Origin of the sequence: Legionella sp. ST3F1 (genome assembly GCF_048553315.1) — a bacterium.
GTDB lineage: Bacteria > Pseudomonadota > Gammaproteobacteria > Legionellales > Legionellaceae > Tatlockia > Tatlockia donaldsonii.
The window spans coordinates 100820-113468 of record NZ_JBLZIO010000005.1 but is presented as its reverse complement, the minus strand read 5'-3'; the positions used below and the strand labels follow the sequence as shown (position 1 = coordinate 113468).

Sequence of the window (12649 nt, the reverse complement as noted above, 5' to 3'; positions counted from 1 at the left end):
TACCATGCATTACTCAGCAAGGCTAATACGAATCACCGCTGCAATCGCAAAAGGTAAAAAACCAACCGCAAGAATGGATAAAGCCAGCAAGATTGCTAAATAGCCCAGTACAGGCAATCCTTGCATCACCGCGGTTAAACTACCACTGCCAAAAACCATTACCGGGATAGTAAGAGGCAATAAGATCAATGCCATCAACACTCCTTTTTGCTGCATGCCCGCACTAAATGCAGCAGCCAGAGCACATAGAAAAAGAATGGCCGGTGTACCGACAATCAAACTACACAGCAAAATGGTTGTTTCATAGGCAGTCAAATTAAACAATAAAGCTAACAATGGACAAAAAATAAGCATGGGTATCAGGTTAAGTAACCAATGCACTAAAATTTTTGCTCCCACAATCACGCTTAGGGGGTAACCAGAAATCAACCATTGTTCCACAACACCGTCTTCATAATCCTGTTGAAAAAGCCCCACTGAAGCTAACAACATAGCCAGTAACATTGCTATCCATACTAATCCTGGTGCGACGGTACGTAAGAGAATGATGTCGGGTGGCATGGTTAATGGAAAAAAAACAGCCACCATTAAAAAGAATAAGGCCGCCTGAAACAAAAGTCGTGGTTGGCGAAGATGAATGAGCATTTCTCGGCGGAATTGGCGGCGAAAGAGGGTTAACAGACTCATCATCACAGAGAATACTCCTGATAACTCGTCCGGTTTAATGGCAAATTCTGGTGTGAAGTCAAAATAACCTGCCCACCCTGGGCAAGATGGCTTTCAAGGCAAGTTATCAAGGTAGAAATGGCTTCTTTATCTAAAGCGACCAAAGGCTCATCCAGCAACCATAATTTCGCATCAGTCATTGCTATGCGTAATAATCCAACCCGCCTTCTTTGCCCCGCGGAGAGATGATAAACCAGTTCATCACCAAACCCTTGTAAACCAAAGCCTGCTAATAGATGGTCAAAACTGAGGGTACGTCTACCCCAATGCATATCAAAAAAACAATTTTCTTTGATAGTAAGTAAAGGATTAATCCCTCCTTTATGCCCAACATAACAAAGCTTTTGTTGGTAAGCCGCAAGATCCGTCATGATCGCTTGTCCATCGTAACGAATTTCCCCCTCATGGGGCTGAAGCAATCCTGTCAATAATTTGAGCAATGTTGTTTTTCCTGCACCATTATTGCCCCGCAAATGCAGTAATTGTCCTGCAGCTACAGAAAATTGGACCTTCTGTAACAAAGGCTTATCCTGATAGTCAAAAGTGAGGGATTGAACGTCGAGCATGCAGGATTTCATTAATTAAAAAGGGCAGCCTATCTATATTTGCTTGTTCTGGCAAGAGCAAATCAAGAGTAGACGTCTTGCGAAACTCGCTGCAGTGAGAGCAGCGCGAGGAGAGACGGCGCCCAGACCGCAGTGTACACGTCAATACATGAGGATTCGAGCACCGGTTCGACGAAGCGATGCACCAATGCAGTAGCGTATAAAAATAGACTTCTTGCGAAACTCGCTGCAGTGAGAGCAGCGCGAGGAGAGACGGCGCGCAGAACCGCAGTGTACACGTCAGTACATGAGGATTCGAGCACCGGTTCGACGAAGCGATGCGCCAATGCAGTAGAGTTTCAAAAGAAGTCGACAAGACTTGCACTACAGAGCGGTCATGGTGATAATCATTGCTTTATAAAATTTAATTAAGGTATATGATGGATTTCCTGATGCAATACGGTTTATTTGTTTTAAAAAGCCTCACATTGGTCATCGCAATACTACTCACGCTGGCTGGTATTTTAGCACTAAGCCGTGGTTCCAAATCGAAACATAAACTGGAAATCACCTCGCTCAATAAGCAGTATGATGAAATTCAACAGCGAATGGCGCATGAAATAAAAAATAAAAAACCTGAGAAGAAAAAGAAGAATAAAAATAAAGAAGAAAAATCATCGCTGTATGTGATTGATTTCCAGGGTGATATAAAAGCGTCGCAAGTGAATGAGTTTCGCGATGTTATCACTGCTGTTCTTGCAATAGCTCAAGAGAAAGATGAGATTGTTGTTCGTCTTGAAAGCCCTGGCGGTGCAGTGAATGGCTATGGATTAGCCGCTTCCCAATTACAACGTATACGCGATAAAAAAATACCATTGACCGTGTGCATTGATAAAATTGCTGCTAGCGGCGGTTATTTAATGGCTTGCGTTGCCAACCGGATTATTGCTGCTCCTTTTGCTATTGTGGGCTCCATTGGCGTTGTTGCTCAATTACCTAACTTTCACCGTTGGTTGAAGAAAAATAATATCGATTTCGAATTATTAACCGCCGGTGAATACAAACGCACACTCACTCTTTTTGCTGAAAATACGGAAAAAGGGCGTGAAAAATTCCAGGAAGAATTGGAAAAAATTCATCGCGCTTTTAGAGATTATGTGCTTGGCCATCGTCAGCAATTGGATATCGAAAAGGTAGCGACTGGTGAACATTGGATAGCCAAAGATGCCTATGATTTAAGACTGGTGGATAGTTTGAAAACCAGTGATGATTACATCACTGAAAAAATGGAAAACTACAATGCATTTAAGATTGCAATTCACGGCAAACGCTCTCTCCTTGACAAACTGATGCAACCGGCGATGAAATTGCTGCATCGATGGGCTTAGCCTAAAGAAAAAAGAAAATAGTAGCCGCGGATACAGCACTGCGGCTACTGAGTTACAAATGGAGTTGTTGTGAGATTCTTTTTTATTAAATCCAGATTCAAAAATGTAGAACAGGTATATTGGCTTAATGGGCCTCAAGTTACCTTGCCTTTAACAAAAGAAAAAGTGGTTGATGAATTTCTTGCCCTGGGCTTTTATAGGTTAATGGGGATTTCTACTCCCAAAACTTATTTGGGATCATCAGCAAACGATGCTGTTCTTATCAGTAAAATGATTAAGAATTGGCAAGGTCTTCGTTTCAACGATAATTCTCCGGAAACTCCGAGCTTACCCTCTGATCTAGACGGCCTAGCAGAACTTGAATTAGCCGCAGCAATCCTGTCAGATATTGATCTGAGTGGATGGGTTTTCGATAACATCGGTAAAAAACAGACAGGAGACAAAGTCAGGCTCACGAAGCATGATGGTGGAACTCAGGTTTTATCTTCTGAAAAATTAAAATTTTATTTGCATTTTTTTCAATTAAAACAGCAAGATAAAGAATTTCCCCAAGGGATTTCAACCTTATGTGATGATGACTCCCTCAACCATACTTATCTTAAAGTTTTTCTAGTAGATAACGTCACTCACTATAATCAGCGATATAAACATTTATTTGATAACCTTACTCCCGAACATAGAAAGCGGGCACTTATTAAATTATTCCATATCGAAAGAAATGACCTGATGCTGCTAGTTTCTAAAATTCCCGATGATTGGTTGCCTCCGGCCAAGAAAGTAGAGACTGTTAATTTTTTAGAAAGTCGCCTTGCAGAATTTAGGAAAAAATATCAACCCCAGTTAGGGCCCATTAATGCAACAATGAAAGAACAATCTTCCAATTATTTTTTTCAAAAACTACTGAATCAAAAGCGTGTTGTCCGAGATGATTGGGCAAGTCGGTTCGTTGTTGATACAACTTTTTCAGACAATAATGACTGGAGTCAATCAGGCGCGGGGCAACAACGCTATATTAAAAATTAAATCAACAACCCCTTTTCGTCCCTCTCGACGCGGTCGGTTCTCAATGGTAGCCAGGCAATTAATTTTATCTATCATTTCCTCTACAACAGGCTTGCTTCTCCTGTAAATGAGAAAGGCAAATTGTTGTTGTACTATCCCTGCTTATTCCTTGTCCTCTCCGCGCACGCAGGGAATTTTTTGCTAAATTCCGTCATTAGATTCCCATTCAGGTTTTTTTCCCATATAGTTGTATATACTTAACGAATAAAGAAATTAAACTGTCAGCACGGAGTAAATCATGGGTGATTTCAAATCAAAGCTACCGGATTTTAAAGAATTGAGCTCCTTTGCGGGTAAGCTTTTCAAGGATGTTAAAACCAGCGTCGGTGAAATTATTGACGAATATAAGAAAAAACGCGAAGCAGAAGAACAGGCTGCAGCCGCAGCCCAGCCTAAAACCCCGCCTAAACCTACACCGGCGGCTCCTCCTCAAGCTCAAGCTCCGCAACAACCTCCAGCTCCGCAACCAGAACCTGGACCAGCAGAAGAGTCCCCTGCCAAAGCAAAAAAAACAAAGCCTGCTGCTGAAGAAAACGTGGGAAAAGACGAAAACGCGGATAGCGGACAAGCTTAAAAAGGCGTCCCCTCTATTTACACGCAGATACAATTCTTGCCCCCTGGTCCTCCAGGAAGAAACTGGGGGGTGAGAAAGGTCAGGCGCGCTCCGGGCGTGTTAAACCATACTTACGCATCTTTTCTACCAACGTAGTACGACGCATATTTAAATAGCTTGCAGCATGAGCTACTACCCAATCGGACTCATCCAAAGCCTGACTAATAAGCGCTAGCTCCGTTTTTACCAAATGCTCTTTAAGATCGATACCATCTCCCGAAAAAGCTTGCTCCTGACTAACCATTTCAAGCAGGCTCTCGCGCTCATTGCCGCTCACTGCAGTATTCGTTGTAGGAAAATTATTATCCGTCTTGAATCGCCTTGGCAAATCATCAATATCAACGATCCCGTTAGGGAATAAAATAGACAACCGCTCAACAAGATTAGCAAGTTCACGCACATTACCAGGCCACTGATAACGGCTTAAAGCCTCCAAAGCCCCAGGCATAATACGTACACTCGGCCTATTTTCCCCTTCAATCCTGGCAATTAACTCATTCACTAACAAGGGTAAATCTTCACGCCTGGCTCGTAACGGAGGCATATCAATAGGAAATACATTTAAACGATAAAAAAGATCTTCGCGAAACTTCCCTTCTTCAATAGCCTGCTCAAGATTTCTGTGCGTTGCAGCGATAATTCTGACATTGACCTCGACACTCCTATTAGAGCCTACGCGCTCAAAGCATCTCTCTTGTAAAACCCGTAACAGCTTAACCTGCATGGCCAAAGGCATATCACCAATTTCATCAAGAAATAATGTGCCACCATTTGCCAATTCGAAACGCCCTTGTCTGGAGGTAATTGCCCCAGTAAAAGCACCTTTTTCATGGCCAAACAATTCACTTTCCAACAACTCAGCTGGAATAGCACCACAATTAATAGGAATAAACGGTTTGCTGTGGCGTGACGATAGAGCATGTATATTTCGTGCTACAACCTCTTTACCTGTACCCGACTCCCCTAGTAATAATACGCTTGCCTCAGTATTCGCAACCTGCTCAATCAGCCGGCGTACTTGCCTGATTGAATCACTATTACCTACGAGACTACGAAATAAAGAAGTTCGCTTTTCATGACTGGATTGGGCCAAAGCAATTTCCTGAGCAATTTGACATTTATGCAAAGCCTCCAGCATCTGTGCATAACTAAATGGGAAACAAAGGTTTGCCAAGACGTTTTTAGTATAGTAACGACTCTCGGGTATAGGAGAATCAACCAGTATAACGGGTAATTTGGGGGCATTAGTACCCAGTTCATCCAAAAATTCAATGGTGTCGTTGTAAGAGGATCGTACACCGGCTACGATTGCCTGAGCATCCTTGTAAGATTGGGATTGCCAATTACTATAATTGGCATGAAAACAGGTTTCCCCCACAAAACTCAAGATCGTACTGAGCTTGTGACAACGTTCTTCGTTGTCATCAATGATATAAATTGCTTCATTGTTGCTCATAACCGTATCCCTGTATCCTGGTTATCTAATGTTGAGTATTGGTTAATAACCAACACACTGTCAAATAAATGACTATATTTTTTATTAGTGTCATAAATAATTAACACGGTGTCTTTCCTTGTTTTTCCTATCGATAGCAATTGATGTAAGCAAATCCATTACATGCATTACCAAAACATAGTTTTTGATTACCAATAGCCTTCGTGGCAGCTACTTTATCTTGCTTGGCATATCGACGCGCGGCTAAATAACCCAAGCGGCGACAAAATGAATAAGCCGCCCGCTCTCCACACCCCTTTCGTCCGTCATAACACCAATCAACACGGTAATTATTATAACGGGGGTAGACAAAGCGTCTTAAACGATAGTGGTAGGATTTTGGTGGTTTGTGGCTCATATTAGCAACGCAGCGAATCGTTTTAAAACCATTGCAACGCCAACCCTTACACTGTGCCCTACACGCTGGAGAAGTAGACATGTAATTGGTCAAACCGACGTTATAATCAATAATTTGTTGATTCGCATAGGCATAACCCATTATCCGGCAATAACGAGTGGCTACCTGGATACCACAAATCTTGCCACCGAGCATGCAATAATTCAAACGCTCCCCATGATAAGTAGGAAGCCAAAAACTGCGATAAAAATTATCTTTACTCATCCCTGCATAGGTATTAGGCAATATCGATAGCGCTAATACACAAATTACGAGATATCGGTAAAAAACAATCATTATAACAATCCTTTAGTAACTTATCTCCCATGTTAGCCTATGCCCGTCAGCAAAAAAAGAGGGGATAAAACTAATCCATCAATACTGTGTTTTCATAAATCGATCTTGCTATAAAAAAAGCGATGCGTATCATTTTTAATAAATCTCATCACGCTATTATCTCTCTGTAAATGAACATTATATTCATAAATAGAATTTCTTTAAGAAATTAGTTTGCTCACCTCCAAAGAAACGAGTAATGTATTGATAAAAATCATTTTTAAATGAATAAGTTTTAATATTGTCTGTAATCAAACCGTGCTGGATTCTTAATCCAGTATCAAAGTAAAAGGATAATTGCTTTGAATTGGAAATTACTTGTCTCCAAACGCATTTTTTGGATCTTGGCAGGTTTCGCTATTATGATACTTATTCCCTGGCTGATTGTGAGTTGTGCAAAACACTTCTCCAAACCGCCTGAGGTCGTTATTCCTTTAGTGCACCAGGGACGCCGCCTGATTATTCCTGAAAAATCACCACTACGAAAATTAATTACTATTCAAACGACTACCAAACAAACCATAGAAGATCCTTTTACTATTCCAGCGATGGTTGAGGCCGATCCAGCCACATTGGTTAAGGTGCTCCCCCCCCTTTTAGGACGAATCAGTACTCTTAATAAACGCCTTGGTGATTCAGTCAAAACAGGTGAAATCTTGTTTACCATTGATTCCGCTGAGCTGGCTCAAGCATTGAGTGATGTCGATAAAGCAAAGGCTGCATGGGTATTTGCAACACAGAATCTCAAACGCCAGGAAAAACTGACTGTCTCCAATATCGCCGCTCGCCATGATACAGAAGAGGCGCAGAATAATTATGAGCAAGCAGTCAGTGAACTTGCACGGGCCAAAGCCCGATTAATTGAATTACGTGTAGAAAATACTGGCAATGACGACAAGCATGTCCTGGTTGTTCGCTCTCCGCTTTCAGGGCATGTTATCGAATTAAATGCTGCAATAGGCGGCTACTGGAATGATACAACCCAGCCAATCATGACCGTCGCTGATTTATCGAAGGTATACATTACCGCGAATGCTCAGGAAAAAGATATCGGTAACATTTATCCTGGTCAAAAAGTCAAAATAATATTGGATGCTTATCGACAACCTATACAATGCGTCGTTCATCACATTGGCGCCGTCGTGAACCCCAATACGCGTACGGTCAATATTCAAATGATTCACGACAATCAAGACGGACGACTAAAGCCCAATATGTTTGCCAAAGCAATCTTCTACGGTAATCCCCATGAAAGTATCGTCTTACCGCTGACAGCAGTTATTCAACGAGGATTCGACAGTATTGTTTTTATTGAAACCGCGCCGTGGCAATTTGAGACAAGAATCGTCAAAACCGGTGCCCAACTTGACGAACACATCGAGATTGTTTCGGGTTTGCATGTTAATGAGCGAGTGGTAGTAACTGGGGGAATCATATTGAATGATTGAAAATTTAGTCACTCAGTGCTTTAAACGCCGCGGAATTGTTGTTCTTGTTTTTATCTTTGTCGCTTTCTATGGTTTTTATTGCTGGAAGCAAATCCCTTTGGAGGCCTACCCTGATATAGCCCCCACCACCTCACAGGTGATTACTCAGGTGAATGGACTTGCAGCAGAAGAAGTTGAGCAACAAATAACTATTCCACTGGAACGAGAGATTATAGGTACGCCCGGTATGAGTGTCATGCGTTCGCGCAGCACCTTCGGTTTATCCTTGATTACGGTCATCTTTCGCGATGGTGCACCCAATTATTGGTCCCGGCAGCGTCTACTCGAACGAATTAACGATGTCGCGCTGCCTTATGGTGCCCAACCAGGTTTAGATGCCTTAACCTCTCCTATTGGTGAAATCTATCGCTATACCCTGCAGTCACAGACACATACCTTGGCTGAATTATCCGAATTACAGTTCTGGAAAGTCATTCCCAAGCTTAAACAAGTGCCGGGTGTTGTTGAGGTGGCTAATTTTGGGGGCCTGACCACTCAGTTTCTACTGGAGTTTGATCCGATAAAATTGGCCAAATATAAACTTTCGCTGGGACAAATTACCCAGGCGATTAATGCAAACAATGCCAGTGCTGGTGGCAGTATTATGAAACGAGGGGAGCAAGGTATTGTTGTCCGTGGTGTAGGTTTAATTCACAACCTCAACGATTTTGCGAATATTCAAATCACTCAATACAACAATATTCCAGTGTTCATTAAAGATATTGGTGAAGTCAAGCTAGGTAGTAAGGAGCGCCACGGCATTGTTGGCAAGGATGAGCAAGGTGATGTTATCGAAGGGATAACCCAAATGCTTAAAAAGGAAAACCCTTCACAAGTTATGGACGGTGTACATAAGACCGTCGATGCCCTCAATAAACACATCTTGCCCAAGGGAGTGAAAATTGTTCCCTATATTGATCGCAGCGATCTGGTCCATGCGACTGTTCATACGGTTGGTAAAACCTTATTTGACGGCATGACAATGGTTGCCCTTGTTCTACTGTTTTTTCTAGGGAGTGTAAGAGCAGCTGCGATTGTAGCTCTAACCATCCCACTCTCTTTATTAATCGCTTTTATCTGTATGTATAATTTCGACATTCCTGCCAACCTGTTATCACTGGGGGCAATCGACTTCGGGATCATTGTTGATGGTGGGATCGTCGTAATGGAAAATATTTTGCGCCGCCGTGAAGAAGATGAAAAGGCAATATTAACTGAAGACGATATTCTGCAATCAACCTTGCAAGTCACCCAACCCATTTTCTTTGGTATTCTCGTTATCATCACTGCTTATTCCGTTCTCTTTGCCTTCCAGCAAATTGAATATAAATTATTTTCACCCATGGCCTTTGCAGTGGGCTTTGCCTTGATTGGTGCATTATTAGTCGCCTTAACACTAATTCCCGGCCTTGCTTATTGGTCTTATCACAATCCTATTCACATCTATAAAAATCGCTTTCTCTTATGGATAATGCCGCGCTATGAATCGTTATTAGCGCGCTTGATTGGTAAGAATAAACTAGTTGTGGGGTTATTTCTCTCTACTTTCCTGGTGGTTACCCTTCTGGGAATGTCTATTGGAAGAGATTTTCTGCCTTATCTTGATGAGGGTTCTATCTGGTTACAGGTCACTCTTCCTCCCGGTATTTCGCTGGATAAAGCCGCACAGATGGCTGCCGAATTACGGGCAGCTACCATGGAATTCAAAGAAGTTGATCATATTGTGACTCAAGTCGGACGTAACGATGAAGGTACCGATCCTTTTACACCTTCACATATCGAATGCGCCATTACCCTGCATCCTTACAATACCTGGAAATCCGGATGGAGCAAACAAGAGTTGATTAAACATCTCCAAAGCAGGTATGCACAATTAGCCGGAATTCAGGTTGCCTTTTCACAACCAATGATTGACGGTGTATTAGATAAAGTAGCGGGTGCTCATAGTGACTTGGTTGTTAAAGTATACGGTAATAATTTTCGTGGCGTCCGACATCTTGCTACATCGATTGTGCAGCTATTAAAAACTGTCCCTGGCGCCCAAGATGTCATTATTGATCAAGAGCCGCCGATGACAGAGCTTCGCATTGATGTTGATAGAGCTGCGATTGCCCGTTTAGGAATCGACATCGCTGATATCATGGCACTTATTCAAACCGGTATTGGCGGCAGTCCAGTTACCCGAATTTATATTGAAGATCGCAGTTATGATGTCGCAGTAAGATTCAATGAAACCGCCCGCAATAATCCGCAAGCAATTGGCAATATGTTACTGAGCACAGCGAATGGAGCGCAAGTTGCATTAGGACAGCTCGCTAAAATCAGATTTGTAGAAGGTCAAACGACTATCACGCGCGAAATGGGTCGACGCCAACTAACCGTACGTTTAAACCTGCGGGGTCGTGACTTGGTATCCTTTACCAACGAAGCAAAAAAGCTGCTTGCTCGTAACATTCACTATGATCATACTGATTATGAAATTACTTGGGGTGGGCAATTAGAAAACCAACAGCGAGCGCAAGCAAGGCTTGCTGTCATTATTCCCATGCTGATGGGGTTAATGTTGGTTTTATTATTTTCTCAATTTGGTAATTTACGCCAACCCGGTCTAATCCTTCTCGCAGTTCCTCTCGCAATGTTTGGTGGTTTAGTTGCCCTCATTCTACGCGGAATGACTTTGAACGTATCCAGTGCCGTCGGCTTCATAGCCCTGTTTGGAGTCGCTGTACTCAATGCCATCATTATGATTTCCAATCTCAATCGCTGGCAAAAAGAACATAAGGGCAGCTTGAAAGAAGCAGTTATTCACGGTGCCAAGGAGCGATTACGACCTGTTTTAATGACCGCCACCGTTGCGGCAATTGGAATGATCCCCGCTGCCACAACCCATGGCTTAGGCTCTGATGTCCAACGTCCTTTAGCAACAGTGATTGTTGGTGGCTTGGTATCCGCGACAGCACTCACACTCCTTCTTTTACCCGCGCTGTATTATTTTATTGAAGAGCGCATGATAGCAGGGAAGATTAAAAAAGAAATCCGTACAAACAGGAAAGAACCATGAGAAATACGTGGGGACTAAAGTATCGCCATGCAGGCTATCATCTCCTCTCGGCACTTATAGCAACCAGTATGTTAAATAGTTGTGTTATGGGCCCTGATTTTCATCGCCCACCCCCACCAAAAATAAAACAGTACACCGCTCAACCATTACCGGCTTCCACCATTTCTGTAAAAACTACAGGAGGAAATAAGCAATACCTGGTCAATAACTTGGACATACCAGCACAGTGGTGGAAACTATTTCACTCTCAGCCGCTCAACGATTTGATAGCATCCGCCTTGCAGACGAATCCCGATCTAAAAGCTGCAGCAGCTGCCTTGCGTGTAGCCCAAGAAAATGCAATGGCTCAACGTGCTACTTTATTGCCCTACGTTTCTGCCAATTTGAATCCGACTCGTCATCTAACTGCACACACCTTGTCCAGTATCGTTGCATCAAATGCCTATGTTTACAGTTTAACAACCCCTCAACTTACAGTGTCTTATGTTCCTGACGTCTTTGGTGCCAATATGCGGCAAGTTGAATCCTTGCAAGCGCAGGCTGAGACGGCTCTTTTTCAGCAGGAAGCTATTTACCTGACTCTGACTTCCAACGTGGTGATGGCAGTTATCCAAGAAGCGTCTATCAGGGAACAAATCAAAGCAACCCAACGAAGTATTGCTATAGCACAAAAACAACTGGACATGATGCTAAAGCAACAAAGCGTTGGCCAAATTGGTGCCGTTGCAGTTGCGGCACAACAAGCGGCACTTGCACAGGCACAAACCGTTTTACCCCCATTGCAAAAACAACTTGCCCAGCAACGTCATTTACTTTCTGTTCTCTGTGGTCATTTTCCCAGTGAAGAATTTGCGCAGAAATTTGAGCTAAGCTCACTGACTCTCCCAGAAAAACTTCCCCTTGGAATACCGGCACGTCTGATTCAACAACGCCCTGATATCCGCGCCGCTGAAGCGCAAATACACGCAGCCAGTGCACAAATTGGTGTTGCCATTGCCAATCAACTGCCTAATATTTTGATAACCGCTGATGCTGGTAGCTCTGCGATTGAATTGGGAACCTTATTTAGCTCATTAACCAAATTTTGGGATATCGGCCTCAATTTGGCCCAGCCCGTCTTTGATGCGGGCGCTCTGTTACATAAAAAACGTGCAGCAATTGCCGCTTATCAACAAGCTGTCGAGCAATACCGCAGTGTCGTGCTTGCCTCTTTTCAGGACGTTGCCGATACCCTCAAGGCAATTCAATTTGATGCAATCAGTCTAAAGACAGCAGCCAATGCAACCCAAGCGGCTCGAAAGAGCCTTGCCATCGCCCAGCAACAATGGGAAGCTGGAGCAGTTGATCATCTATTTGTATTAAATGCCCAACAAAATTACCAACAGGCTCTGATTACGCTTGCACAAAATCAGGCGAATCGTTTTATAGATACTGCTGCTTTATTTCAGGCACTGGGTGGCGGTTGGTGGAATCGAGACGTATGCTCTCCAGTAAAGGCTTAACCTGTTTGCTTACACTATCAGTTCATGGAGGATCTTA

Annotated in this window: 10 protein-coding genes; 6 read left to right on the top strand and 4 right to left on the bottom strand. The window is 43.0% G+C overall.

What is annotated here, in order from left to right:
- Positions 1 to 9: 9 nt before the first annotated feature.
- The gene (ccmB, locus tag ACN4Z1_RS05515; RefSeq protein ID WP_228364342.1) at positions 10 to 690 is read right to left on the bottom strand and encodes a heme exporter protein CcmB; all 681 of its coding nucleotides are present in this window, start codon (positions 688 to 690) and stop codon (positions 10 to 12) included.
- Positions 690 to 1292 carry a cytochrome c biogenesis heme-transporting ATPase CcmA gene (ccmA, locus tag ACN4Z1_RS05510; RefSeq protein WP_228364343.1) on the bottom strand — a complete coding sequence of 201 codons (603 nt, stop codon included), beginning with the start codon at positions 1290 to 1292 and terminating at the stop codon, positions 690 to 692. The genes ccmB and ccmA overlap by 1 nt, the downstream gene beginning before the upstream one ends.
- 419 nt (positions 1293 to 1711) lie before the next feature.
- Between ccmA and sohB the strand changes: the two genes are divergently transcribed.
- The 3 genes from sohB to ACN4Z1_RS05495 all read left to right on the top strand — a co-directional run bounded on the left by sohB (position 1712) and on the right by ACN4Z1_RS05495 (position 4295).
- Positions 1712 to 2659: a protease SohB gene (gene sohB / locus ACN4Z1_RS05505; protein WP_419386333.1), complete on the top strand. Its 948-nt coding sequence runs from the start codon at positions 1712 to 1714 to the stop codon at positions 2657 to 2659.
- 69 nt (positions 2660 to 2728) lie between these two features.
- Entirely contained in the window at positions 2729 to 3682 is a 954-nt protein-coding gene (locus ACN4Z1_RS05500; protein ID WP_228364344.1) for a hypothetical protein, read from the top strand.
- Positions 3683 to 3959: 277 nt separating this feature from the next.
- The gene (locus ACN4Z1_RS05495) at positions 3960 to 4295 is read left to right on the top strand and encodes a hypothetical protein (protein WP_419386322.1); all 336 of its coding nucleotides are present in this window, start codon (positions 3960 to 3962) and stop codon (positions 4293 to 4295) included.
- A 79-nt stretch (positions 4296 to 4374) separates the two neighbouring features.
- On the opposite strand, the gene ACN4Z1_RS05490 is transcribed toward ACN4Z1_RS05495, so the two are convergent.
- Both ACN4Z1_RS05490 and ACN4Z1_RS05485 read right to left on the bottom strand, forming a co-directional pair.
- Entirely contained in the window at positions 4375 to 5790 is a 1416-nt protein-coding gene (locus tag ACN4Z1_RS05490) for a sigma-54 dependent transcriptional regulator (protein WP_115220923.1), read from the bottom strand.
- 127 nt (positions 5791 to 5917) lie between these two features.
- Positions 5918 to 6523, bottom strand: coding sequence for a hypothetical protein (locus ACN4Z1_RS05485; protein WP_115220922.1), 606 nt, complete (start codon positions 6521 to 6523; stop codon positions 5918 to 5920).
- 341 nt (positions 6524 to 6864) lie between these two features.
- On the opposite strand from ACN4Z1_RS05485, the gene ACN4Z1_RS05480 reads away from it, so the two are divergent.
- The 3 genes from ACN4Z1_RS05480 to ACN4Z1_RS05470 are packed head-to-tail and all read left to right on the top strand — an operon-like array spanning position 6865 to position 12612.
- Positions 6865 to 8010, top strand: a complete 1146-nt coding sequence (locus ACN4Z1_RS05480) for an efflux RND transporter periplasmic adaptor subunit (protein WP_228364346.1) — start codon at positions 6865 to 6867, stop codon at positions 8008 to 8010.
- Complete coding sequence (locus ACN4Z1_RS05475; RefSeq protein WP_115220920.1) at positions 8003 to 11110, top strand: efflux RND transporter permease subunit; 3108 nt, start codon at positions 8003 to 8005, stop codon at positions 11108 to 11110. The genes ACN4Z1_RS05480 and ACN4Z1_RS05475 overlap by 8 nt, the downstream gene beginning before the upstream one ends.
- A complete protein-coding gene (locus tag ACN4Z1_RS05470) occupies positions 11107 to 12612 on the top strand; it encodes an efflux transporter outer membrane subunit (RefSeq protein ID WP_228364347.1) in 1506 nt (501 codons plus the stop codon). The genes ACN4Z1_RS05475 and ACN4Z1_RS05470 overlap by 4 nt, the downstream gene beginning before the upstream one ends.
- Positions 12613 to 12649: the final 37 nt, after the last annotated feature.

Bases quoted from the DNA above. Each gene is read 5' to 3' on its own strand.
- ccmB (WP_228364342.1), bottom strand. From the start codon at position 690: ATGATGAGTCTGTTAACCCTCTTTCGCCGCCAATTCCGCCGAGAAATG.
- ACN4Z1_RS05470 (WP_228364347.1), top strand. From the start codon at position 11,107: ATGAGAAATACGTGGGGACTAAAGTATCGCCATGCAGGCTATCATCTC.
- ACN4Z1_RS05475 (WP_115220920.1), top strand. From the start codon at position 8,003: ATGATTGAAAATTTAGTCACTCAGTGCTTTAAACGCCGCGGAATTGTT.
- sohB (WP_419386333.1), top strand. From the start codon at position 1,712: ATGGATTTCCTGATGCAATACGGTTTATTTGTTTTAAAAAGCCTCACA.
- ACN4Z1_RS05485 (WP_115220922.1), bottom strand. From the start codon at position 6,523: ATGATTGTTTTTTACCGATATCTCGTAATTTGTGTATTAGCGCTATCG.
- ccmA (WP_228364343.1), bottom strand. From the start codon at position 1,292: ATGCTCGACGTTCAATCCCTCACTTTTGACTATCAGGATAAGCCTTTG.
- ACN4Z1_RS05490 (WP_115220923.1), bottom strand. From the start codon at position 5,790: ATGAGCAACAATGAAGCAATTTATATCATTGATGACAACGAAGAACGT.
- ACN4Z1_RS05495 (WP_419386322.1), top strand. From the start codon at position 3,960: ATGGGTGATTTCAAATCAAAGCTACCGGATTTTAAAGAATTGAGCTCC.